The organism is Sphingomonas sorbitolis, from assembly GCF_036663875.1.
Lineage (GTDB): Bacteria > Pseudomonadota > Alphaproteobacteria > Sphingomonadales > Sphingomonadaceae > Sphingomonas.
In genome coordinates, this window is sequence record NZ_JAXOJS010000001.1 from 1,143,381 (window position 1) to 1,166,392 (window position 23,012).

The 23,012-nt window shown below is 65.1% G+C and carries 18 protein-coding genes and 1 tRNA gene; 13 read left to right on the plus strand and 6 right to left on the minus strand.

What is annotated here, in order from left to right:
- Positions 1 to 83 precede the first annotated feature (83 nt).
- Complete coding sequence (gene asnB, locus U1763_RS04840) at positions 84 to 2,018, minus strand: asparagine synthase (glutamine-hydrolyzing) (RefSeq protein ID WP_332754313.1); 1,935 nt, start codon at positions 2,016 to 2,018, stop codon at positions 84 to 86.
- A 134-nt stretch (positions 2,019 to 2,152) separates the two neighbouring features.
- Here asnB and U1763_RS04845 point away from each other — a divergent pair, with 134 nt between their 5' ends.
- From U1763_RS04845 to U1763_RS04890, 10 genes are all read left to right on the plus strand, one after another.
- Complete coding sequence (locus tag U1763_RS04845) at positions 2,153 to 3,505, plus strand: lipopolysaccharide biosynthesis protein (RefSeq protein WP_332754314.1); 1,353 nt, start codon at positions 2,153 to 2,155, stop codon at positions 3,503 to 3,505.
- 101 nt (positions 3,506 to 3,606) lie between these two features.
- Positions 3,607 to 4,068: a DUF2141 domain-containing protein gene (locus tag U1763_RS04850; RefSeq protein ID WP_332754315.1), complete on the plus strand. Its 462-nt coding sequence runs from the start codon at positions 3,607 to 3,609 to the stop codon at positions 4,066 to 4,068.
- 89 nt (positions 4,069 to 4,157) lie between these two features.
- Complete coding sequence (locus U1763_RS04855; RefSeq protein ID WP_332754316.1) at positions 4,158 to 5,249, plus strand: diacylglycerol/lipid kinase family protein; 1,092 nt, start codon at positions 4,158 to 4,160, stop codon at positions 5,247 to 5,249.
- Positions 5,246 to 6,154 (plus strand): hypothetical protein, encoded by a 909-nt coding sequence (locus U1763_RS04860; protein ID WP_332754317.1) that lies wholly within the window; start codon positions 5,246 to 5,248, stop codon positions 6,152 to 6,154. Before U1763_RS04855 ends, U1763_RS04860 begins: the two co-directional genes overlap by 4 nt.
- Positions 6,151 to 6,906 carry a nucleotidyltransferase family protein gene (locus U1763_RS04865; protein ID WP_332754318.1) on the plus strand — a complete coding sequence of 252 codons (756 nt, stop codon included), beginning with the start codon at positions 6,151 to 6,153 and terminating at the stop codon, positions 6,904 to 6,906. Before U1763_RS04860 ends, U1763_RS04865 begins: the two co-directional genes overlap by 4 nt.
- A gap of 103 nt (positions 6,907 to 7,009) precedes the next feature.
- The gene (gene dapB / locus U1763_RS04870; RefSeq protein WP_332754319.1) at positions 7,010 to 7,780 is read left to right on the plus strand and encodes a 4-hydroxy-tetrahydrodipicolinate reductase; all 771 of its coding nucleotides are present in this window, start codon (positions 7,010 to 7,012) and stop codon (positions 7,778 to 7,780) included.
- A 4-nt stretch (positions 7,781 to 7,784) separates the two neighbouring features.
- Positions 7,785 to 8,486 carry an endonuclease III gene (gene nth / locus U1763_RS04875; RefSeq protein WP_332754320.1) on the plus strand — a complete coding sequence of 234 codons (702 nt, stop codon included), beginning with the start codon at positions 7,785 to 7,787 and terminating at the stop codon, positions 8,484 to 8,486.
- Positions 8,487 to 8,537: 51 nt separating this feature from the next.
- Positions 8,538 to 8,614: transfer RNA gene (locus U1763_RS04880), tRNA-Arg, on the plus strand.
- A gap of 477 nt (positions 8,615 to 9,091) precedes the next feature.
- Complete coding sequence (locus U1763_RS04885; RefSeq protein ID WP_332754321.1) at positions 9,092 to 10,861, plus strand: alpha-amylase family glycosyl hydrolase; 1,770 nt, start codon at positions 9,092 to 9,094, stop codon at positions 10,859 to 10,861.
- Between the two features lie 160 nt (positions 10,862 to 11,021).
- Positions 11,022 to 11,996, plus strand: coding sequence for an NAD(P)/FAD-dependent oxidoreductase (locus tag U1763_RS04890; RefSeq protein WP_332754322.1), 975 nt, complete (start codon positions 11,022 to 11,024; stop codon positions 11,994 to 11,996).
- On the opposite strand, the gene U1763_RS04895 is transcribed toward U1763_RS04890, so the two are convergent.
- The 3 genes from U1763_RS04895 to U1763_RS04905 all read right to left on the minus strand — a co-directional run bounded on the left by U1763_RS04895 (position 11,993) and on the right by U1763_RS04905 (position 14,639).
- Positions 11,993 to 12,913 carry a Brp/Blh family beta-carotene 15,15'-dioxygenase gene (locus tag U1763_RS04895; protein WP_332754323.1) on the minus strand — a complete coding sequence of 307 codons (921 nt, stop codon included), beginning with the start codon at positions 12,911 to 12,913 and terminating at the stop codon, positions 11,993 to 11,995. The genes U1763_RS04890 and U1763_RS04895 overlap by 4 nt on opposite strands.
- Positions 12,914 to 12,950: 37 nt before the next feature.
- Positions 12,951 to 13,718: a bacteriorhodopsin-like gene (locus U1763_RS04900; RefSeq protein ID WP_132740364.1), complete on the minus strand. Its 768-nt coding sequence runs from the start codon at positions 13,716 to 13,718 to the stop codon at positions 12,951 to 12,953.
- A gap of 318 nt (positions 13,719 to 14,036) precedes the next feature.
- Positions 14,037 to 14,639 carry a LuxR C-terminal-related transcriptional regulator gene (locus U1763_RS04905; protein ID WP_332754324.1) on the minus strand — a complete coding sequence of 201 codons (603 nt, stop codon included), beginning with the start codon at positions 14,637 to 14,639 and terminating at the stop codon, positions 14,037 to 14,039.
- Positions 14,640 to 14,869: 230 nt separating this feature from the next.
- Between U1763_RS04905 and U1763_RS04910 the strand changes: the two genes are divergently transcribed.
- Positions 14,870 to 15,139, plus strand: a complete 270-nt coding sequence (locus U1763_RS04910) for a DUF1488 family protein (protein ID WP_165886556.1) — start codon at positions 14,870 to 14,872, stop codon at positions 15,137 to 15,139.
- 104 nt (positions 15,140 to 15,243) lie between these two features.
- Positions 15,244 to 15,828, plus strand: a complete 585-nt coding sequence (locus U1763_RS04915; RefSeq protein ID WP_332754325.1) for a glutathione S-transferase family protein — start codon at positions 15,244 to 15,246, stop codon at positions 15,826 to 15,828.
- A gap of 61 nt (positions 15,829 to 15,889) precedes the next feature.
- Here the strand turns inward: U1763_RS04915 and U1763_RS04920 are convergent, their stop codons facing one another.
- The gene (locus U1763_RS04920; RefSeq protein ID WP_332754326.1) at positions 15,890 to 17,098 is read right to left on the minus strand and encodes an acetyltransferase domain-containing protein; all 1,209 of its coding nucleotides are present in this window, start codon (positions 17,096 to 17,098) and stop codon (positions 15,890 to 15,892) included.
- 56 nt (positions 17,099 to 17,154) lie between these two features.
- On the opposite strand from U1763_RS04920, the gene U1763_RS04925 reads away from it, so the two are divergent.
- A complete protein-coding gene (locus U1763_RS04925) occupies positions 17,155 to 19,251 on the plus strand; it encodes a TonB-dependent siderophore receptor (protein WP_332754327.1) in 2,097 nt (698 codons plus the stop codon).
- Between the two features lie 131 nt (positions 19,252 to 19,382).
- Here the strand turns inward: U1763_RS04925 and U1763_RS04930 are convergent, their stop codons facing one another.
- Positions 19,383 to 22,805, minus strand: a complete 3,423-nt coding sequence (locus U1763_RS04930) for a TonB-dependent receptor (RefSeq protein ID WP_332754328.1) — start codon at positions 22,803 to 22,805, stop codon at positions 19,383 to 19,385.
- Between the last annotated feature and the right edge of the window lie 207 nt (positions 22,806 to 23,012).

Consider the following 23,012-nt stretch of genomic DNA (forward strand, 5'->3'; position numbering starts at 1 on the left):
GGGCGTATCGAAGGACAGGTTGGCGCGCGGAACCCATGCTTCGATACGCGCCCTCGATACGCTTCTTCGAAGCTACTCGGTCGCTACTCAGCACGAACGGTTACGGCCTTGGGCCGTCCGATCCACCACAGGCAGTAGATCGCCAGAGCATACAGGAAGCGGCTATAGTCCCGCCGCCCCGCACGGTGATCGGCGAACACCTTGTCGACCGCGTCGGCGCGCCAGATGCCCTGCTCGCGCACGCCGCTGTCGCGCCAGAGCTGTTCGGCATAGGCCCCGAAATCGCCTGCGAACCACGCCGCCAGCGGCATCTGGAACCCCTGTTTCCGGCGGTCGAGAATCCCTTCCGGCAGCCACGGCGCGATGGCTTGGCGGATAACGTATTTGCCGATTTTGCCGTGCAGTTTCATGTCTGCAGGCATTGACAAGGCAAGGTCGACCATCCCCTGCCCTAGCATCGGCACGCGAACCTCGAGCGAATGCGCCATGCTCGCGCGATCGACCTTGGTCAGCATCGCGCCGGGGAGGTTAAGCGCGAGGTCCGCCAAGCCGAACTGCTCCAGCGTGTCGGTCGAGATCGCGTCGGGGTCGGGGAAATATTCCGCGACCAGCGCGGCGATCCCGCCCTCCTCCTCGGCGATGAACTCCGCCGAGAAGATCTCGCGACGAAAGGCTTCGTTCGTGATCTGCGTCTTGGCGAAGAATCGCGCGATGCCGTTCGGGAGCGCGGCGCTAACGGTGGTTTTCCGCCAGCGTTGCAGCACCGCGTTCGCGTGGCGTGACGGCAGGGTCGGCACCGCGTCGAGCGCGCGGGCGAGATGACGCAGCGGTGCCGGCAATGCGCCAATCCGCCGCTCGGTCGCATGCCGCTTATACCCGAAGAATAGCTCGTCGCCGCCATCGCCCGACAGCGCGACCTTCACCTCCTGCGCGGCGATCTGGCTGACGTACCAGGTCGGCACCGCGGAGGGGTCGGCGAACGGCTCGTCATAGCAATGCTGGACCTCGGGCAGCATCGCCTGCGCATCCGCGAGTTCCAAGGTGCGCGTAACGTGGTGGCAGCCGAGATGCCGCGCTATCGCCTCCGCATGCGGCGATTCGTCGAAGCGCGGGTCCGGGAAGCCGATCGTGAAGGTGCGGACCGGGCGGTCGGAGACCTGCGCCATCGCCGCGACCACCGCCGACGAATCCACGCCGCCAGATAGAAACGCCCCGACATCGACATCCGCGACCATCTGCTTGCCGATCGTGTCGAGCCATTCGTCGCGGAACCGCGTGATCCACTGCGCTTCCGACAAAGGCTCGGCGGGATGGTAGGCCGGCGTCCAATAGGCGCGCATCGTCGGCGTTCCGCTCGCGTCGACAGTCATCACATGACCCGGCGGCAAGGTGCGAACCTGCGCATAGATCGAACGCGGGGTGCGGACATGGCCGAAGCTGAAATAATCGTGGAGCGCGCGGTGGTCGACGTCGAACGCCATCCCCGGCAGCAACGTCAACGTCTTGAGCTCGGAGCCGAACGCGAACCCGGCCGCCTGGTTGGTATAGTATAGCGGTTTGATGCCGATCGGGTCGCGCGCCAGCGTGAGCCGTCGGGCGTGCGTATCCCACACCGCGACCGCGAACATCCCGTCGAGCCTCGCCCAGACATCATCGCCCCAGCGTTCATAGCCGGCGAGGATGACTTCGGTATCGCCCGCACTCTCGAACACGCGACCGAGCGCCTGCAACTCGCGCCGCAATTCGCGGAAATTGTAGATCTCGCCGTTGAAGACGAGCGCATAGCGATGGTCGGGCGAGTGGAACGGCTGGTGCCCGCCTTCGATGTCGATAATGCTCAACCGGCGCATCCCGAAGCCGAAATCGCCATCGGTCATCACGCCCTGGTCATCGGGTCCGCGGTGCAGGATCGTGTCGCACTGCGCGGTAATGAGGCGGGGCGAGACGACACCGCCACCTCGTGCGTAAAGGCCGGCAATTCCGCAGATGACGAACGATCCCTCGCATGACGGCAGCACCGCCGCCCGAACGCGCGCGGTCTAGGAGCCGGCCAGCGCTTTGTCACCTTCGGGCGCGCCGGCCCCTTCTTCACACCTCACGGCCCCCGGGCACCTTGCCGCACTCGCCGTCGCGCTCTAGGGGCCGATCGCAGATGGTTCAGGACCCCGCTCCTTCTCCGGCCCCGGCGGATGCGCCGGCACGCGCCGGCACGACCGGGATTTTCCGGGCGGCAGCGCGCAACCTCGGCTGGCTGCTCGCCAGTCGCAGCGTGCTGGCGATCCTGTCGCTCTTCTATCTCGGGTTCGCGACCCGCACGCTGGGGGTGGTCGATTTCGGCCGGTTCGCGCTGATCTCGGGTGCGGCGCAGGCGCTCGCCACGTTCGTCGGCTTCCAGACCTGGCAGATCATCGTCCAATACGGCGTCGAACCGATGCAGCATGGCGACACGCCGCGGCTCGCACGCCTGCTCCGGTTGTCGGCGATCCTCGACATCTGCAGCGCGCTGGTCGGCGCCGTGCTGACCGTCGCGATCCTGTTCGCCTGGAGCGACGGGTTCGGCATCCCGCCCGACCTGATGCGCGATACGCTGATGTTCGCGGTGGTGCAGCTGATCACGATCCGCTCGACCCCGCTAGGCATCCTCCGGCTGCGCGACAAATTCTCGCTGTCGGCGGTGGCGGACAGCATGACGCCGATCATGCGATTCGTCGGCGCGGGCGCGGCGATGCTCTTCGAACCGACGATCCGCGGCTTCATGCTCGCCTGGGCGGTCGCCGAGATCGTTACTGCCGCGACCTACTGGATCATGGTCGCGAAAAGCGGCGACCTGCGGCTGCTCGCGAGCGGCCGGGGGACATGGCGGCAGGTCCGCGATGAGAATCCCGGCATCGTCCGCTTCTCGCTCAGCACCAACGCCAGCGCGACGCTGGGGCTGTCGAGCAAGCAGATCCCGCTGCTCCTCGTCGGTGCGTCGATCGGGCCTGCGGCGGCGGGTGCGTTCCGGTTGGCGACGCAGTTGGCGCAGGCATTGGCGAAACTGTCGCAGATGTTGTCGCGCGCGGCCTTCCCCGAGATCGTCCGTGCGGTCCGCACCGCCGAGCCGTCGCGCCTGCGCCGCATTCTGATCCGGACGATGCTCGCCAGCACCGCCGCCGCGCTCGTCATCCTCGCCATCGTCGCGATGGTCGGCGAGCCGATCCTGAAGCTCGTTGGCGGCAAGTCGTTCGTCGGCGCCTACCCGGTGCTGTTGTGGCTCGCCGCCGCGGGATGCTTCGACCTTGCCACCGTCAGCCTCGACACGGTTATGACCGCGCTGCACCGCGCGGGCACGGTGTTCGCGATCCGAGCGGTCGGCGTCGGCTTGCTGTTCGTGGCGGCGTTTGCGTTGATGCCGACATATGGCTCGGCAGGGATTGCCGCTGCGGTCGCCTCCGGATCGGTTGCGGTGGCAATCCTGCTGGGCTTCGCGGCGGCACGGATGACGCGGGCACCGAACCAAGCATAAGCCCACAGAGCGACCGGCGTTTACGATAAACGCCGCGTTCACGTCGCAAATGTCATCTGCGCGCCGCTCTATCGCCACTATTTTCGGGTCTTGGTCTAGCGATGAACTACGCATTCCTTATCGCGCTCGGCGCGGCGACCGCGCTCGCGCCAGTTCAGGCCCGCGCCGCCGAGACCTGCGAAGGCGCACCGGGCAACGGCAACGCCAAGCTGACTCTCGAGGCGACGACACTGCACAACACCGCCGGCGAAGTCGCGTTCGCGATCTATCCCGACGACAAATCCCGGTTTTTGGCGAAGGGTGCGAAGGTCGGACGCGCTCGCGTATCTGCCGCAAACCCGCACGCCTGCTTTTGGATGAAGCCCGGCCATTATGCGATCGCGCAATATCACGACGAGAATGGCGATCATAAATTCAACCGGACGTTGCTCATGCCAAAGGAGGGCTTCGGCTTTTCCAACGATGCACCAACCTCGATCGGACTGCCGTCGTTCGACGCGGTCCGCACCGCCCTGCCCGCATCCGGTGCCGTCGTGCGGATGAAGATGCGGTATCGCGGATAATTTGCGTCCGGACTGCGACCGACGCGGAACGGAAATCCTACTGACACAAATTTGTAGCGGTTCTGTACCGTGACGGGTATCCCTATATCGTGGCCGATGCTGTTTCGAACTTTGATGCCTTTGGCGGGCAATCGCTCTCCCCTCCGGTGGTGCCCGCGTGGCTGCCCGAGGGGATGTTCGATTCCGCTGCCTTGGATCGGCCGGGCGTGAACCCGCGCGAGGCTGCTGCGAAGATCCGTACCGGGATCATCTGCAACCCCAAGAGCCATCGTAACCGCAGCAGCGTCGAGGCGACAAAGCCCTTCCTGTCGGGCACCGTTCTGGCCGTCACGCCGCGCACGCAGGATGAGCTCGCCGAAGTCCTGACCGATTTCGCACGTCACGGCATAGAACTGCTCGTGATCGATGGCGGCGACGGCACGATCCGCGACGTGATGACTGCCGCCGCGCGCGTCTGGACCGGTGCTGCGCCGCGCGTTGCGATCGTTCCCTCGGGCAAGACCAACGCGCTGGCGCTCGATCTCGGCATCCCCGACAGCTGGACGCTCGATCAGGCGCTGACCGCGGCACGCCATGGTCGCGTCAAGTTGCGCAATCCCGTCGAGGTGATCCGCAAGGACAGCGGCGCCAAACTATGTGGCTTCCTGTTCGGCGCGGGCGCGTTCGTCGACGCCACCGCGCTCGCCCAGCGGACGCACCGCGCCGGCGCCTTCAACGGCGTCGCGGTCGGGCTCGCCTTGTGTTGGGCGATCCTGCAGACACTGTTCGGCGGCGCTAACAGCGCGTGGCGTGCAGGCAACCGGATGCGGATCCGCTTCCAGTCTCGCGGCGACGAGGGCGTTCATGCTGCCGGCAAGCACGCCGATACCGATCGCGCGCGCTACATCCTGCTCGCCTCGACGCTGAAGCGCATGCCGATCGGCATCCGTCCGTTCGGCGTACCCCGTGCCGGGCTGAAGACTCTGCTGGTCGATGCGCCGCCACGCTGGCTCGCCGCTGCGACGCCGTTGATCGTCGCTGGCTCGCCCGCCGCCTGGCTCGACCGCGCGGGCTATCACCGGATCGATTCGCCAAGCTTCGACCTGTCGATCGACTCGGGCTTCATCCTCGACGGCGAAGTCTATCCCGGCGGCGACCTGACCGTCCGCGAAGCGCGCGCACTCAGTTTCGTCGTCCCGTGATCACGCTCGGCGACGTCGTCCGCCGCCAGTTGCACGTCCCGACCATCCCCGCGGTCCGCGACGTTGCGGCGTTGCTTTCGGAAGGATCGGACGACACCGTGGGGGTGCTGTTCTACGGCTCGAACCTGCGCACCGGCGCGACCGAAGGCGTGCTCGACTTCTACGTGCTGACCGCTGGCCCACCCGAGCGCGGCATGTGGCCGACCGTCAGCTACCGTGAGTTCGACCTGCACGGCGAGACACTGCGCGCGAAGATCGCCACCATGCGGCTGGCAACCTTTGCGAAGGCGGCGGCGGCGCGGACGCTCGACACGACGATCTGGACCCGGTTCGTGCAGCCCTCCGCACTCGTCTGGGTGCGCGATCCGGACACCGCGAGGCAGGTTGCCGAGGCCATCGCCGACGCGGCCAAGTCCGCCGCGCGCTTTGCCGCCGCGCTCGGCCCCGAGTCGGGCACCGCAGACGAGTATTGGCGCGCGCTGTTCCGCCAGACCTATGCCGCGGAACTCCGCGTCGAACGCAAGGGTCGCGAGGGGCAAATCCTCGGCTTCGATCCAGTGCGCTATGCCGAACTCCTCCCGCTGGCGTGGACCGCCGACGGCATCGCCTTCCGCGACGAGGCCGGCATGCTGAAACCTGACCTGGCGCCGGCACGACATCGCGCCCTGCTTCAGGCCTGGGCACGCCGCCGCCGCGCGGGCAAACCGCTCAACGTCGCTCGCCTGGTACGCGCTGCCTTCACCTTCGAGGGCGCCGCGCGCTACGGCATCTGGAAGGTCGAGCGCCACACCGGCGTCGCCGTGCCGCTGACCCCATGGCGTGAGAAGCATCCGATCCTCGCGGCACCCGGTGTACTATGGCGGGTCTGGCGCGCGCGAGCGCAGACGAGTGAAAAGACGGTATGAGCAAAGGATTCAACGCGCTGATCCTCGCGGGATCACGCGGCGGCGTCGATCCGGTCGCGGCCTATGCGGACGTATCGCATAAGGCGTTGATCGTGCTCGATGGCCAGACCCTGCTCGCCCGTGTCGCGCAGGTGCTGCATGAGGCCGGCGCAACGCAGATCGCGGTCTCGGTGTCCGACGACACGGTCCGAGACGCTGCCACCGCGCTTGGCCTCACTGTCCTGACCGCCGCATCCGGCCCCAGCCGCAGCGTGCGTGACGGGATCGAGGCGCTCGGCACCCCGCTCCTCGTCACCACCGCTGACCATGCACTGCTCCAGCCCGAATGGATCACACGCTTCCTCGCCGACGTACCGGCAAACGCCGACGTCGCCGCCCTGCTCGCACGCCAGGACGTGATCGAAGCCGCCGCGCCCGGCACAAAACGCACCTTTCTCCGCTTCGCCGATGGCGCGTGGTCTGGGTGCAATCTGTTCCACTTCGCCACACCCCGCTCGGTCGCCGCGCTCGATCTCTGGGCGCAGGTCGAGGCGGATCGCAAGCGGCCATGGCGGATCGTCCGTAGGCTCGGAATCGGCACGCTGCTCCGCTATATGTCGGGTCGCCTGACACTGGTCGCGGCCCTCGCGCACCTCGGACGTCTCGCCGGCCTGAACGCCGCAGCGGTGGCCAGCCCGTTCGGCCTCGCCGCAGTCGATGTCGACAAGCCGGCCGACCTCGACCTTGTCCGAGACCTGATCGCCCGCCGCTAAGGTCCGTACATCGCGAAAGACGACGCCGTCTTTCGCGGAGAAATTGCCTCAAGCTACCGCTCCCCCCTGTCCCCGAACCGCCGCTTGGTGCAAAGCGCGGCCCATGCAGACGCTCGCGACCCAAGCCACCCCGACCGCCACCAGTTCGCCCGCAATCGGCATCTACGGCAGCGCCGGCCGCATGGGCCGGGCGATCGTCGATGCGATCGAGGCGGCCGGCGCGTCCCTCGCAGGCGGCGTCGACGCGCGCGAGGACCCGAACCCACTCGCCCGCACTGCCGACGTGCTCGTCGATTTTTCGACGCCGTCCGCGGTCGAGGCGCACCTCGCGGCTGCGCGCGCTGCTGGTACCGCTATCGTGATCGGCACCACCGGGTTGTCGCCGCAGCACCAGTCGATGATCGACGACGCGGCGAAGGACATCGCGATCCTCCAGACCGGCAACACCTCGCTCGGCGTGACCCTGCTGGGTATCCTCGTCCGCGAGGCCGCCGCGCGGCTCGGCCCCGACTGGGACGTCGAGATCGTCGAGATGCACCACAAGCACAAGGTCGACGCGCCGTCGGGCACCGCCCTCCTGCTCGGCGATGCCGCCGCCAAGGGCCGCGGATCGTCACTCGCCGAACTCCGGGTCGACAGCCGCGCCGGCCTTGTCGGCGCGCGCACCGAAGGTACGATCGGCTTCGCGTCACTCCGCGGCGGATCGGTGATCGGCGACCATAGCGTGATCTTCGCGGGTGAAGGCGAACGAATCGAACTCAACCACCGTGGCGACGATCGCTCGATCTTTGCACGAGGGGCAGTACGCGCGGCGATCTGGCTCGCCGGTCAGCCTGCCGGCCGGTACCGGATGGGCGACGTGCTCGGGCTGTGACGCGGTGAAAAAGGCCGACGTCATCGAGTTTTACGCGCGTCTGGCCGAAGCCGATCCGCATCCCGAAACCGAACTCGAATTTGTCAACCCGTATACGCTGGTCGTCGCCGTCGCGCTCTCCGCGCAGGCCACCGATATCGGCGTCAACAAGGCCACGCGCGCGCTGTTCCGCGAGGTCGATACGCCGGAGAAGATGGTTGCGCTCGGCCTCGATGAGCTAAAGCGCCACATCAAGACGATCGGCCTGTTCAACACCAAGGCGAAGAACGTCATCGCGCTCTCGCAGATGCTGATCGACGATTATGGCGGCGAAGTCCCGAACGATCGCGCCTCGCTGGAGCGACTGCCTGGTGTCGGACGCAAGACCGCGAACGTCGTGCTCAACGTCGCGTTCGGCGCCGAGACGTTCGCGGTCGACACGCACATCTTCCGCGTCGGCAACCGCACCGGCCTCGCCCGCGGCAAGACCCCGCTCGCGGTCGAGCTGAAGCTCGACAAGGCGACTCCACAGCCATTCCGTCTCCACGCGCATCATTGGCTGATCCTGCACGGCCGTTATGTCTGCAAGGCGCGGACGCCCGAATGCTGGCGCTGCATCGTGAGCGATCTGTGCGCATACAAACCCAAGACGCCGCTGCCAAAAAGCAGATCTGCCTCGAGTTCATCACCTCAAGCGGTCATTCACACACCGACTGACGAACCCTGATCGCGAAAACGTCTGGCGTCCCCCGTTTCGCTTTGCTAGGCGGGCCATCCGGCACCCGTAGCTCAGCTGGATAGAGCGCTGCCCTCCGAAGGCAGAGGCCACTGGTTCGAATCCAGTCGGGTGCACCAAGGCTTTCCGCGATTTTTTCGCATTATCGGAAATCCTCATTCCGATGATGTTCCGGTGCCTTTCGCGGATGTTGCGGTTTGAGAGGCGTGAGGATGGGTGAAAGCGCCCGGGCACAGACGCCCGATATCTTCGATAGTCGCTTCAATCAGCCGCCCCGCTCAGACGGTTTGCGCCGTCCCCCGCTTTCTTGGACTCGCCTTCCTATCCAGCCCCCTGCGCTTGCGGACCGCGTGAATACGTATGCGCCATGCTTGGTTTCGCGACCGAGCATCCGCACAGCGAACGGTAACATGGTCGGCACGATCGGGCATGCGGTGATGCAGGGGAAGTGCATGTCGAGGTTGGCCGCGAGATCCACGATACTGCTAGCGTTGGCCTTCGCCGCGCCTCATGCGTTGGCCGCCCCTAAACCTGTGGTAGCCGAGCAGACTCCTTTGGTCGCCGCGCAGACTGGGGCCGCAAGGACCCCGCCGACAATGACCCTGCCCGCGAAGGTCGCTGACTATCGCGCGCGGCTGCCGCAGGACGAGGTTATCTATTTCCTGCTTCCCGATCGGTTCGACAACGGCGACCCCACCAATGATCGTGGTGGGTTGAGCGGCGGCGCGCAGGTCACCGGCTTCGATCCGACCGCCAAGGGCTTTTTCCACGGCGGCGATCTCAAAGGCCTGACCCGGCGCCTCGACTATATTCAGAACCTCGGCGCAACCGCAATCTGGGTCGGACCGGTGTTCAAGAACAAGCCTGTACAGGGCGCACCGGGCCAGCAATCTGCCGGCTATCACGGCTATTGGATCACCGATTTCACGCAGGTTGACCCGCATCTCGGAACCAACGCGGACTTTGCGGCGCTGGTTGCAGCCGCGCATGGCCGAGGGATGAAAGTCTATATGGACATCATCATCAACCACACCGCGGACGTAATCCAGTACCGCGAGTGCGTCGGCAAACGCGAATGCCCCTATCGCAGCCGGGCAGACTATCCGTACCAGCGTCGGCTTGGCCCCAATGGCGCAGCGATCAATCCAGGCTTCGCCGGCGACGATGTCCACACCGCCGACAACTTCGCCAAGCTCACCCGCAGCGACTATGCCTATACCCCATTCGTCCCCGCCGGCGAACGGGACGTGAAGGTTCCTGCCTGGCTTAACGACGTGCGCTATTATCACAATCGTGGGGACACGACCTATCGCAACGAAAGTTCGACGATGGGCGATTTCGTCGGTCTCGACGATCTGATGACCGAGAATCCTCGGGTCGTGTCCGGGATGATAGACATTTTCGGCAACTGGATCGATCGCTACGGTGTAGATGGCTTCCGCATCGACACCGCGCGTCATGTGAACCCCGAATTCTGGGCCGCGTTCGTCCCTGCGATGCAGGCCCGTGCCGTCGCCAGGGGCATTCCCAATTTCCACATCTTTGGCGAAGTTTCGGACCACGAGGTACGCCCCGCCGTGCTCGCGCAATACACGATCGTCGACAAACTGCCCGCGGTGCTTGACTTCTCATTCCGACAGGCGATCGTCGAGACGGTTGCGGGTACGCGTGGGACCGACGCATTCGAGGCGCTGTTCGACGGTGACGCACTGTATGCCCGAGGCTTCGACACCGCGGTGACGTTGCCGACCTTTACCGGCAATCATGATGACGGCAGGTTCGCGACCTTTGTTCGCAAGGCATTTCCGCGGGCTGGCGACGACGAAGTGCTGGCGCGGGTGATGCTGTCCAACGCAATGCTGCTGACGCTGCGCGGGGTGCCGACGATTTATTCGGGCGACGAACAAGGCTTTGTGAGCGACGGCAACGATCAGGACGCCCGCGAGGACATGTTCGCCAGCAAGGTCGCGGTGTACAACGACAACCATCTGATCGGCACCGACAGCACAACCGCCACCGCGCATTTCAGCGGCGACAATCCGCTGTTTCGCCAGACGGCCATTTTGGCACGACTCCGCATCGCCACGCCCGCACTGACCCGCGGCCGGCAGACGCTCCGCGCGCGTGAGGACGTGCCGGGGCTGCTCGCGATCTCGCGCTTCGATCCGGTCACGAAGGCGGAAGTCCTGCTGGCGTTCAACACCGCGACGACTGCGCTGACCCGGCAGGTGGAGATCGGCGTCGGCGCGACGTCGGCGCGGACGCTCGCCGGCACGGGCTGCGGCAAGGTCGCCGCCCCCGGGAGCCTTACCGTTACGCTCCCTCCGCTCAGCTATGCGGTCTGCGCGCTCGCCACACCGCGCTGACCAACCGCATGCGCCATCAACGCGGCCCTGCCAGGTTGAGGGAAATCAACTTCCCACGAGGATGCCGGATATCGGCGACCTACCGGTGTTGTAGCGTTGGAGTGGACCGTTCATGCGGTGCGTGTCCGCCCCCGGCGGTACGGGTATAACGGAGACCGTCATGAGAATCGCGATCATTGGTGCGGGCATTGCCGGTCTGTCCTGCGCGCTTCGCCTGCAGGACGCCGGCCACGGTGTCACGCTGTTCGACAAGGGCCGCGGTGCCGGCGGGCGGATGTCGACACGACGTGTCGAGACGTCTGCAGGTGAGGCAGCGTTCGATCACGGCGCTCAATATCTGACGGCACGCGATCCGGCCTTTATCACGGCGGTCGGCGAATGGGCGGCGACTGGGGTGATCGCCCGCTGGCCCGCGGCGGGGGACGATGCCTGGGTCGGCACTCCGGGCATGAACGCGATCGTCAAGTATCTCGCCGACCAAGCCGACGTTCATTGGCGGCACCGAGTGACCGCGATCCACCGCAGCGATGCGGGCTGGCATATCGCGCTGTCTTCGACCGATCTCGCTCCGAGCGACCTATCCCTGACCAATTCTCTTACAGCAGGCCCGTTCGACGCCGTCGTTATCGCCGTTCCCGCCGAACAGGCCGCGCCGCTATTGGCCGATCATAATCCGGTAATGGCGGCCGAGGCCGAGGCCTGCCGCTCCTCGCCGAGCTGGACTGTAATGCTGGCCTTTGCCCAACCCGTGGCGATTGCCGACGACATAATCAGACACGCCGGCATCATCGGCTGGGCGGCGCGCAACAGCGCCAAGCCGGGGCGTCACGGCCCGGAGGCGTGGGTGGTCCAGGCCACGCCGGATTGGTCGACGACCCATCTCGAAGACTCGGCGGACAGCGTTGTCGGGCGGCTCCTCACGGCATTGGCGGATCATGCCGAAGAGCCAATGCCCGAGCCGATCGTCCGCGCCGGGCATCGCTGGCGTTACGCCCGCGCCACCGCTGCCAATCACGGCGCGCTGTGGAACGCCGAGGCAAGACTTGGCGCCGCGGGCGATTGGCTGCTCGCGCCGCGGATCGAAAGCGCGTGGCTATCGGGCCGCATGCTCGCGGATCGGATGCTGGGCGGCTAAGTCCGCCGTAAGACTGCATTTGGCAGTTCCAGACGCCGTTCGAGCCGCCGTTCGAGCCAGCGCGACAACAGCAGATGTGGCAGGGCGACGGCCGCCAACAACTGAAACGCCTGTGCCGTCATATCGGTCGGCAAGCCCTCGACGTGCGTCGCAAAAACCAACCACCCGCCGATCGCGAACGCGGACATCCCGGCTCCGGTGGCCAGCCACATCGTCCGCGACATTCCCGCGAGCACTGTACGAGCGGCAGCGATATGGCGTGGCGAATGCAGAAACACGAAGAAAAGTGCGAAGCCCGCGACGGGTGGCATCACGATCAACGCCAGGATCGCGAACGCCGTCGCCGCTGCCCACTCGCGCGCGCCTTCGTGCCACGCCACCCCGATCCCCACGCCCGTCACCAGCAACGCAACCGGCGCCAATGCGATCATCGCTTGCGCGACGACCTCACCGCCGGGGCCGCCCGCCATGCTGACAAAGAGTTGGGCGACCGTCGCTGGTTGGCCGATCGCGGGCGCTGCGATGATCGCAGTGCCCGCTGCCATTCTGAGCAGCGGCTCGTCGATCATCGTCCAGTCCTCACCGAAATGGATCGCTGCAACGATCAGGAACAAAATCAGCGCTGCTACCGGGGCGACCAACCACAGCACTGCCATCGCGGCTGCGACACCGATGTACGCCATAACCGCCAGCCCCAACCCGCCGCTGCGGAGACGGGTCGAGCGGGCGAGCAGCGCGATGTCGTAGGCGCCATGCGGCAATCCGCCCGCAACGAAGACCAGGGTCGCAATTGTCGTCGCGGTAGGTCCATCGAGCGGCAGTTGCGCGGCAGACGCGATGACGAGATACACGCCGGCAAGCCAGAACGCAGCCGGCACGACACCACCGCGCCCAATCTGGACGCGGTGGTGGTTCATGCTGACAGCACCCATCATGCGGCGCCGGGCACCGCGATCACTCGGCGTGAACCAGCGGGCTGTGCGCCTCGACCTGCGACTTGCGCACCGAGATCATGAAGATCAGGACGCCCACGCCGGCCTTCGCAACGATGTCTGCGATGGTGTAGCCAAGCTGGATCACGGTCGTTGCGGTGGCGCCGGTTAGGTTGGCGTAGGGCGCCATGTATACAATTGGGTAAAATCCCCAGGATGCGAACGTCAGCAGGCGCGCGCGGCGGACCAGATCGCGGGCCGCGACCGGCTGCTGTTCGATCGACTCGCCAAGCCCGCGGAACAGCTCCCAAACGATGTAGACGAACGGGATCGCCGACAGCGTCCCCCACAGCGCGCGGGTCGGAATATCGGCCGCGATCTCGCCGGGATAGCCCAGCACGATCATCAGCGCCGCGGCGGATCCGAGCCGGACCGTCTTCGACGACGTCTGTTCCGGCGACAGCCGCATCACGAGCACCAACTCGACCAGCAGGAGCGGCACGGTCAGCAACCAGTCGACATAGCGATAGGCATCGTTGAAGGCGAAACCGGTCGCCGCGATCACGCCGTCCTTTAAGGTATAGGCCGCATTCCAGCTCTCGAAGATGCGCAGATAATGATACGCCGCGATCGCGGTCACCAACCCGGAGATCGTGACCGCGGTGCGATACGCCGGTGCGACCTGCGATCGACTGAGCCAGAGGAAAGCGGTCGCCGCGGCCATCGTCGCGAACGTGAACGAAAACGCATTATAGACCAGCGAGAACTGGAACGGGGTTATGATGTCCATCGGGATCTCCATCACCTTGCTGCGCCGGGCTTGCTACGGTGGCATGCCGGGCTAGTTGCGGGCGATGCGAGCCGATCATCGCCGGTTCGGTCTCACCCGAGGATGGCGCCACAGCGACCTTGAAGGGTATCGGAGGGAGTTCCACCCAGGACCCGCGGCGTTGGCTGATACGCCCCGCGCCCTGGCCGCTGTGACGACCGAGTCCGGAATACGCCCCGCCAGACCCGCCTGCGATACGGAACTTGGTCCATATCGGTCGTTACGTCGCACGCCGCTGACTCGACGCGCGGTGTCCGGATCGCGGCCCAGAATCGCGGCTCAAAGACCGGCTTCGACCGCCAATCGGATAAGGTCGGCGGTGGTCCTGAGGCCGAGACGCTCCATCAGGATGCCGCGGTGCATCTTCACGGTCTTTTCGGCGAGTCCCAGTTCTCCGGCGATCTGCTTGTTGAGCAGGCCCTGCGCGACCAGCTTGAGCACCTGACCCTGGCGCGGCGAGAGCGCCTTGACCATCTCGGCGGCGCGAATCCGTCGCATGCTGGTCGGCGTCGCCGCATTGGTATCGATCTCGACCTGCGAGCCCAGAAAGTACAGCAGACGGTCCTCCTCGTCATACAGCGGGGCGACCAGAACGGCATTGCGAAACGGTTGCCCGTTACGCTTGTAATTGAGGATCTCGACCAGCACGGGCTTATGCTCGCGGACCCCGCGCCGAATCTCCTCGGACAGCCACGGCTCGGTCGCCGGTCCCGACAGGAATCGGCAGTTACGCCCGATGACATCCTCGGCGGGGTAGCCGGTCAGATCGCAAAATGGCTGATTGCAGGCAACGATCGGGTTGTCGGGAAGCCGCGGATCACTGATGACCGAGGGAATCGGACTGTCGGTAACCAACTGGATCAGCCGCCGATTGGACGGCACCGATACCTCCGCCAAAACCATCTTCCCCCCAGCCCCTTTCATCCGTCTGCGTCCTCGTAGAGACGCCTGCCCGACGTTTGCCGGCGCTCGCAAGGGGTAGCATGGATCTGTGCCAAGCGTGCACCGCGATATTCGCCGTGACGATGCTCAATCTTTCTTCTCCGACGCGAACCCCTTGCTTGCGCCAACGCTCTTGGGCAGGGCCTGTCCTTTTCCAGGAGTGCAAAGCCATGCCAAGCCGTATCACCGTCGACCAAGCGAGCCTTACCGACAACGACGTCGCCCACCAGATCGAGTTCACCGCCGAGATCGATGGCGACGAGCGCGATTTCGCAGTGAAATATGCCGTGCTCCGCGAACTCAGCGGCGACGAGCCCGAGAACGACGCGCTCGAACTGTTCGAACGGTTCAGCGATGAAATCCTCGACGTCTGTGCCGATGTCGCCGACCAGCGTCCCAACGCGAACGTGGTCGTCATCGACGACGACGATCTCGAATAAGCGGCCTACGCCCCGACCGTTTCGAGTCCGTTTCCAGTCCGCTTCGCCCCGGGCAGCCGATCGAGATCCTGCGCGTTCACGCCGTTCACCACGGAGAGACCATCATGAAGCTCTATTATTCGCCCGGCGCCTGCAGCCTTGCAGATCATATCGCGCTGCACGAGGCGGGAATGCCGTTCGAGCATGAAAAGGTCGACCTGAAGGCGAAGCGGACCGAGAGCGGTGCCGATTTCACGACGATCAATCCCAAGGGCTATGTGCCGGCCCTGACGCTCGATTCCGGCGAGACGTTGAGCGAGAACATCGCCATCCTCGACTGGATCGCGCATCAGGATACGGCGCTGAAGCCCGCGGGTGCGATGGGGCATACGCATCTTCTCGAAGCGCTGGCGTTCATCTCGACCGAGATCCACAAGAGCTTCAAGCCGTTCTTCTCGGGTGCGGGGGATGACGAGAAGGCGAAGGCCGCCGAGACGATCGTCAAGCGCATGACCTATCTGGCGGACACGATGCAGGGTGATTTCCTGTTCGGCGCGGACGTCAGCGTCGCCGATTTCTATCTGTTCGTCATGCTGTTGTGGGCACGAAAGAACGAAATCACCGTCCCCACCAATCTGGCCGCGTTCCGCGACCGGTTGATGACGCGTCCGTCCGTCCAGAAGGCGATGCAGCACGAAGGCCTGATCTGACCACGAGCGATGCGCGCAGCGATCCTGCGCGCATCATCCTGCGCCGCCGTAAAGCCTGGCGTTAGAGATACCGCCACCACCAGCCGGTGCGCGTACGCTTGAAGGCGGCAAAGCTTCGACACGCGAACCAGCACGGCACCGCGACCAGCGCCGCGACCAGCCAGAGCGCCGCCACATTCGGCACGCTCACCAGCTTGCCATCCGAGCCCAGCACGAGTCCGGCCGCGATGTTCAACGCATGCACGGCATACAAATGCAGGATGTAGAAGAACAACGGCGCCGATCCGAACACAGCCAACAGCGTCGTCACGCGCGCGGGCATCCGCTCGATCGCGGCGAGCAGGATCACCCCGGTTCCCAAGGTCAGGAGCAGGAAGTCGGCCGATGGCGGATATTTCGTCAGGTTGAGATAGCTCATGACCGTGGCAAGCGTCCCGCCGCCATCCTGCCATGGCAGCGGCTCGCCATAGCCGTTGATCGTCCGCAGGATCGCGAACAGCGCGAGCGCGCCGCTCCCCGCAACCAGCAGGCGACTGCGGCGCTGAACGCGATCGACGGCCTGCGCGAACCAGGGGCCGATTGCCCAACCCAGCGCAATCACGCCGATCCACGGCAGCACGGGATAGGATGTTCGAGCCTGTCCACCGAACGGCAGGTCGAGCAGGCCGCGATCGTGCAGCACCGCCCAGATCGCGTGGCCCTGCTCGCCCGGCGCGATCGCGATCGGATCGAGCAGGTTATGCCCCAACACGATCGCCAGTCCGAGCAAGACGACGAGGCTGCGCGGCAAATGCACCATCGCCGCGAGCGCGATCATCGACAGCCCGATCGCCCAGATCACCTGGAGATAGACGATCGCCGGAGTCGGATCGAACGTCCACGCGAAATTGACGATTGTCCATTCGAGCACGACCAGGAACAGCCCGCGTTTGAGCAGGAAGGACGATGCTGCCGCGCGACGTTGCTCCGGCGCCCTGCCCTCTGCGTATAACCATGCCGCCAGCCCGGTCAGCAGCACGAACACCGGTGCGCACACATGTGCCGCAAGCCGCGAGAAGAACAAGCCGGGCGGCGTCGTCGCGATCGTCATCGGATCGCTGACCTGCGCGTGAAGATAGAAGAACTCGCGGGTGTGATCGACCAGCATCACCAGCATGACGAGCCCGCGCAACGCGTCGATCGACACGATCCGCTGACGCTTAACCGCAATCGGCTGGATCCGTCCCTGCACCCCGCCGGACACCGCCGCCGCGTTTCTTGTCATTGACATCGTCGTCATACCTCCGTCATTGCGATGTTACATCATCACCAAAAAGGCAACCAGTCTTGTCGACTTTCCTGCGACGTACCGGCCACATTTCCGCACTCCTGTGCTTCGCGCTGCCGCTTCCACTGGCGGCGCAGGACCCCGATCGCGAAGCGGACGGCGACGAAATCGTCCGCGAGGCGGACGGTAAAGAGATCGTCGTGCTGGGTACCCGAGGCACGCAGCCCGACCGGACATTGTCATCCGATATCTCGACCGAACGTATGTCGCCGTCCAGCCGGTCGCTCGAACGCGACCTGTTAAGCGCGGCGGGAACGTATCGGTTGTCGGATGCCCTCGAACTGGTCAGCGGCGTGAGCAACCAGAACAATCGTGGCGGCTTCCTCGACAATTTTGCCATTCGCGGGTTTCTCGGCACGCCCGATGGCGGCGCGGAATATTATGTCGACGGCTTTTTGGCGAACCGTGGCCTCGGCCCGCCACGCGATCCCGTGACGGCCGAGCGGATCGAGGTGCTGAAGGGCCCGGCGGGCGCGCTGTTCGGCGACATCGATCCCGGTGGCCGGGTCAACATCGTCAGCAAGACGCCGCGCTTTACCCCGAGGGCGACCGCCACGCTGACCTATGGCTCGTTCGATACGCGACGTGCCGAACTGGATGTGACCGGTCCGCTATCGAGGACGCTCGCGGCACGGATCGTGGTTGCAGCCGAGAACAGTGACGGCTGGCGCGATTTCGTCACGTTACGCCGCCGGGTGGTAAGCCCATCGCTGACCTGGGCGCCGCGCGATGGCATCCGGCTTACCTATGTCGGCGAGATCACGCAGTTCGATGCACCGTTCGACCGCGGAATTCCGGCGATCGGCGGCGACGCGAACGCGCTGCCCCGATCGCGTTTCTATGGCGAGCCCTCCGATGGCACGACGCGGTTTCGCAATATCCGGCATCAACTGTCCGGCCAGATCGCCGTCACCGACCGGATGACCCTGAACGGCGGTATCGCGCGACGCACGGGATCGCTGCGGGGATTCTCGTCCGACCAGTCCCGTCTGGTCGCAGGGGACACGCTGTGGCGTCAGCGCCGGGCGCGCGATTACACGGTCGAGGATCTCTCGGCACGGCTCGAACTGACGGGCGAATTCGGCGCGCACCGGGCCAGCGTCGGGATCAAAGGCTATACGCTCGACTATCACGAAGGCCTGCTCCGCAGGAACCCGACCGCCGCTGCGCCGCACGCGGTCAATGTCTTCGCGCCGCTCTATGGCGGCCAGGCGCTGCCCCTGCTGCCGTTCACCGACAATGACGAGACGCGTCGCGTGGGCACGCTCTACATCCAGGACATGTGGGACGTGACGCAGCGGCTGACGCTCACCGGTGGCGTGCGGTTCGACGCCTATCGCCAACAGGTCCGCAACAACCGCACGGGGCAGACCGGCCGGAGCATCGACGAGCCCGTCCATGTCCGGTTCGGCGGACGCTATGCGATCGACGAGCGGTTCGCGGTCCATGCCAATTGGGGAGAAAGCTTCCTGCTTAACTCGGGGACCGGGCGCGACGGTCAAGGCTTCGCCCCCGAACGCGGCAAAGGCTATGAGCTCGGCATTACCGCGGCGTTTCCCGGTCTCGATATCGCGGTGACCGGATTCGACATCGCCAAGCGCGATATCCTGACGAACGACCCGGTCGATCCGAACTTCCTGGCGCCGGTCGGATCGCTGACCAGCCGCGGGATCGAATCCGACGCGTCATTGCGAATAGCCGCCCGCTGGCAACTGGTCGCCAACTATGCCTGGACGCAGGCGCGGACCGACGATCGCAGCTTTGCCACCGATCGCGTACTCAACGTACCCGAGCACGCCGCCACGCTGTTCGTTCTAGGCCGGTTCCTCGACCCCGGTGGCCGCGGCGCTTCGATCAGCGCAGGCGCCAGCTATGTCGGCGCCCGCGCGGGCGCGATCGACACCAGCGGCCTCGTCCTGCCGCGCTATCTCAAGGCGAAGGCCGCGGTCGACTATGCCTTCTCGCCGACGCTCGCCGCACGTCTCGAAGCCGATAATCTGTTCGACGCCCGGTATGCGCAAAGCTCGTACAGTCCGGTCTGGGTCTTCCCCGGCGCGCCGCGCACCGTGCGGATGTCGGTTCGCCTGAGCTATTGAGGGTTCGGCTCTCGGCCAGGCCCTGAACTATTCGCGCGGCGGCGGGCCCGATCCCAAAAAAAAGGGCGCCCCGCGAACGGGACGCCCCAGGCGCAGGAGATTGCCCCGCCGTTCGGCGAGTCCGATCGCGCCTATTTGAACGAGGCGCGGATCGAGAAGGTGAAGCGACTGTCGTTGATGAACCAGTTGCGCGGACGCGTCAGCAGGTCGTCGTTGATCACATAGGAGGTGCGCGTGACCGATTTGGTCAGGTTCACGCCCTGGAAACCCATCCGGATCGATGGCGTCACCGCATAGAAGATCGACGCATCGAGCTGGCCATAGGATTCCGCATAGACCGGCGAGAACGGCGTGATGACGTCGCGGATCGTCAACAGGTTGCGCGATCGCCAGTTATACGCCGCACGAAGCTCCAGCCCGTTGCGCTGATAGAATGGCCCGATGTTGAATTGGTATTTCGACAGCCCCTGCAACGGCAATTTGCTGGTATCGACCGACGAGATGATCCCGGCCGCAACGTTCGGATCGTTCGGGTCGAGCTGTTGCTGCGACACGCCGGTCGAGTGGACATAGGTGAAGTTGGCCGACAAGCCGAGCCCGCCCAGGACCGACGGCAGGAAGCCATAGGTCTGCTGGTACCCGACTTCGAAGCCGCGCACCTTGCCGGTCTCGATCGAGTTCAGCGGCGTGGTGACGATCGCGTCGAACGTCGAGCCATTGTTGGTGAAGCTCAACCGCTGCGTACCGACCGACTGGACGCCGTACAGGTTCTTGGCGAACGCGGAGAAGGTCAGCTGACCGACGCTCGAGAAATACCATTCCGCGGTCAGATCGTAATTGTCGGCGCGCACCGGTTTCAGGTTCGGATTGCCGACGTCGAAGATCGCGACCGGACCGCCGTTGAAGAGGATCGTCTGGTCGCTGGTGTTCAGGCCGATATTGTAGAACGAGCGCGTCAGGCCGAATTCGGGCGGCGCGACGCTCTTGTTGAATGCGGCGCGGAACTGGAGACCACCGCCGACCGCGAGCTTGGCGTTGAAGCTGGGCAGGAAATAATCATAGGTCAGCTTGGCGTCGTTGGCGACGAGCGCGCCGTTCTGGAACGCCGCGGCGGCGGCACGCGTGGCGTCCGGCAAGGCGCAGAACCGCGAGATCGCCGAGCCATCGGTTGGCGCCACGCAATTGAACGACTGGTTGGGGAACGCGAAGAAGCCCGACGAGGTCCGCTCGGTCCTGGTATAGCGTACGCCGACGTTGCCGCTGACGTTCCAGCCGTTCGACAGGTCGTTGCCGAACCGGACCGCGACATAGGCGGCGTTGTTGCGCTCGGTGACCGGGTTGACCTCGCCGGGACGGAACGGTGTTCCGGCGATGACGCCGGAGCGCTGCGCGAGCGGCACCCAGCCGTCGGCACCCGAGTTGGTCGACGTGAAGTTGCGCCACTCGCGGGCGATCTGGCTGATCTGCTGTACCGCGCTGCCGTAATCCTGCAGCTGGTTGCCCGGGAAGAACACCCGCCCGCCGTTCGACGGATCATTGGCCTGACCGCGGAAGAAATTGTCGTACAGGAACGCCTGTTGCGGGCCCGGCGTGCCGACATCGCGGGTGGTCGGGTTGCCGTCGATCGGGCGATCGAACCACACTGGTCCGCCAGCCGCACCGGCACCTGCGCCGCTGCCGTCGCCACCGCCCCAGATCTCGCTCAGCACACCCCAGTTATAGGCGGTCGAGCGCGCTTCGTTCTGACGATCCGAGAACCGGTAGCCGGCACGGACCGAGGTCAACCAGCTCTCCTCCGGGAAGGAATAGTCCAGATCGATACGCGCGGCGTCCTCGTTGCCTGCGCTGTCCTCGATGTGATCCATCGCCGAGCGGTAGAAGCTGTTATACGGATCGAGATAGCTCGGATGCGCTGCGTTCTGATAGTTGTTGGGCGTGTTCGCGACCGGCACGAAGTTCACATAGGCGGGATCGTTGCCGTTCAGGCGGATGTCCGCATTCTGGTAGGTCGTGCCCCAGACCGTCAGATCGGTCACCGTCACCTTCGACCAGACATGCTGGTAATCGACCGTCACGCCAAGCCGCGTGGTCGGCTGCCACTTGAAGTTGAAGCTCGCATCGTTGGTGATGAAGCGCCCGGTATTGCCGCGCGCGATGTTGTTGCTCTGCAGGCCGTTGGTCGGCGTGCGCATGTCGGTGCCTTGGTCGGCGCGATACCCGTTCGGGCCGGTGATCAGACCGCTGGTGAACGCATTGTCGTCATCGAACGTAAAGCTGGTGCCGGGATAAGGCTGCGAATCACCTGCCGACAGAACGTTGTCGGTCGCGACCTCGATCGAGTTCTCGGTCCAGGCCTCACGCGAGTCGGACCGCAGGAACTGCGCGGTCGCGTTCATCGTCCCGTCGTTGCTGCGCCACTGCCCCGCGGCCGAAAAGCCGTAGCGCGTGCGGTTAAATTCCTGGCTGCGCACGGCGGCGCCACGCGGCACATAGAAAAGACCGTCGCCCGCAACCGTCGATCCGTCGGTCCGCGTGATCAGGTTGTTCGCGGCATTATACTGGTTGAGCTGATAATAGGCGCCATCGGTGCCACGCGGCCGCTCGCCCCAGTTCGAAATCTGGACGCTGTCGGCACGGCTGCGCACCTGCGAGCGGACGAAGCTGCCGAGCAGGCCGAACTGGCCGATCCCCGTCTCCCAGCGATCGCTGAGCAGGACCGATACGGTCGGCGCCGACTTCTTGACGAAGTCGCCATAATTGTTCTCGAGCGTGCCGCCGAGCGTGAATCCCGTCGAATCGAACGGCAGCCGGGTGCGCAGGTTGACCGTGCCAGCGATGCCGCCTTCGATCATGTCCGCGGATGGGCTCTTGAACACGTCGACACCGCCGAGCAGTTCGGACGGCACGTCGGCAAACGACAGGCCGCGACCATTGTTCGCGCTGAACGAATCGCGACCATTGATCTCGGAGCGAGTGTAGGTCAGTCCGCGGACGACGACGCCCGAACCTTCGGTCGAGAAGTGATCGGGATCGGCCCCTGCCGCAAAACGGCTGATCGAGACGCCGGGAACGCGCTGCAACGCCTCGGTCACCGAGCGATCCGGCAGCGCACCGATGTCCTCTGCCGAGATCGAGTCGACGACGACTTCGGAATTTTTCTTGATCGCCTGCGCGGTCTGCAGGCTGCGACGGATGCCGGTGACGACGACGTCCTGCGTCGCGGCTTCCTGCTGCGGGGTCGCCGTGGACTGCTCCGCCTTAGTCACGTCGGCACCGCCGGACGGTACTTGTGCATTGGCAGATGGCTGCGATCCGGTTGCGGCCGAGGGCTGTGCCGCGGCGGCGCGATCAGAAGGTGCGGTACGCTGTAGCGCGTTAGGGGTCGGCGTGCTCTGCGACGCGGGCGCGTCACCCGCAGCGTCGACCGACTGCGCCATCGCCGCGTACGGCAAAGCGGCCAGACACACCGCAAAAAGCGACACGCCACTCTTCAGCGCCGCACCGCGAACAAACGACTGCGTATTGCCAGACTCTCGCTGCATGATGCCCTGCATCCCCTCTTCCCTGATAGCGCTATCATTTGTGAATTGCGCGCTTTGACAAAGCACTTGGTAGCGCGCACCTGAGCGGACAGCTAGTGCGAAAATGCAACAGATCGCCACAATTGTTACATTGTTTGTAACGGTACCACGTAGCAGGCAAGACCTTGGATTAAGCCAATCAAATATACGATAACAGGCGGGGTACGATCTTATTTATAC

What these genes read in the sequence shown, in the direction of transcription:
- U1763_RS04845 (WP_332754314.1), top strand. Translation starts at nt 2,153, where the DNA reads ATGGTTCAGGACCCCGCTCCTTCTCCGGCCCCGGCGGATGCGCCGGCA.
- U1763_RS04850 (WP_332754315.1), top strand. Translation starts at nt 3,607, where the DNA reads ATGAACTACGCATTCCTTATCGCGCTCGGCGCGGCGACCGCGCTCGCG.
- U1763_RS04865 (WP_332754318.1), top strand. Translation starts at nt 6,151, where the DNA reads ATGAGCAAAGGATTCAACGCGCTGATCCTCGCGGGATCACGCGGCGGC.
- dapB (WP_332754319.1), top strand. Translation starts at nt 7,010, where the DNA reads ATGCAGACGCTCGCGACCCAAGCCACCCCGACCGCCACCAGTTCGCCC.
- U1763_RS04885 (WP_332754321.1), top strand. Translation starts at nt 9,092, where the DNA reads ATGACCCTGCCCGCGAAGGTCGCTGACTATCGCGCGCGGCTGCCGCAG.
- U1763_RS04890 (WP_332754322.1), top strand. Translation starts at nt 11,022, where the DNA reads ATGAGAATCGCGATCATTGGTGCGGGCATTGCCGGTCTGTCCTGCGCG.
- U1763_RS04895 (WP_332754323.1), bottom strand. Translation starts at nt 12,913, where the DNA reads ATGAACCACCACCGCGTCCAGATTGGGCGCGGTGGTGTCGTGCCGGCT.
- U1763_RS04900 (WP_132740364.1), bottom strand. Translation starts at nt 13,718, where the DNA reads ATGGACATCATAACCCCGTTCCAGTTCTCGCTGGTCTATAATGCGTTT.
- U1763_RS04910 (WP_165886556.1), top strand. Translation starts at nt 14,870, where the DNA reads ATGCCAAGCCGTATCACCGTCGACCAAGCGAGCCTTACCGACAACGAC.
- U1763_RS04915 (WP_332754325.1), top strand. Translation starts at nt 15,244, where the DNA reads ATGAAGCTCTATTATTCGCCCGGCGCCTGCAGCCTTGCAGATCATATC.
- U1763_RS04920 (WP_332754326.1), bottom strand. Translation starts at nt 17,098, where the DNA reads ATGTCAATGACAAGAAACGCGGCGGCGGTGTCCGGCGGGGTGCAGGGA.
- U1763_RS04930 (WP_332754328.1), bottom strand. Translation starts at nt 22,805, where the DNA reads ATGCAGGGCATCATGCAGCGAGAGTCTGGCAATACGCAGTCGTTTGTT.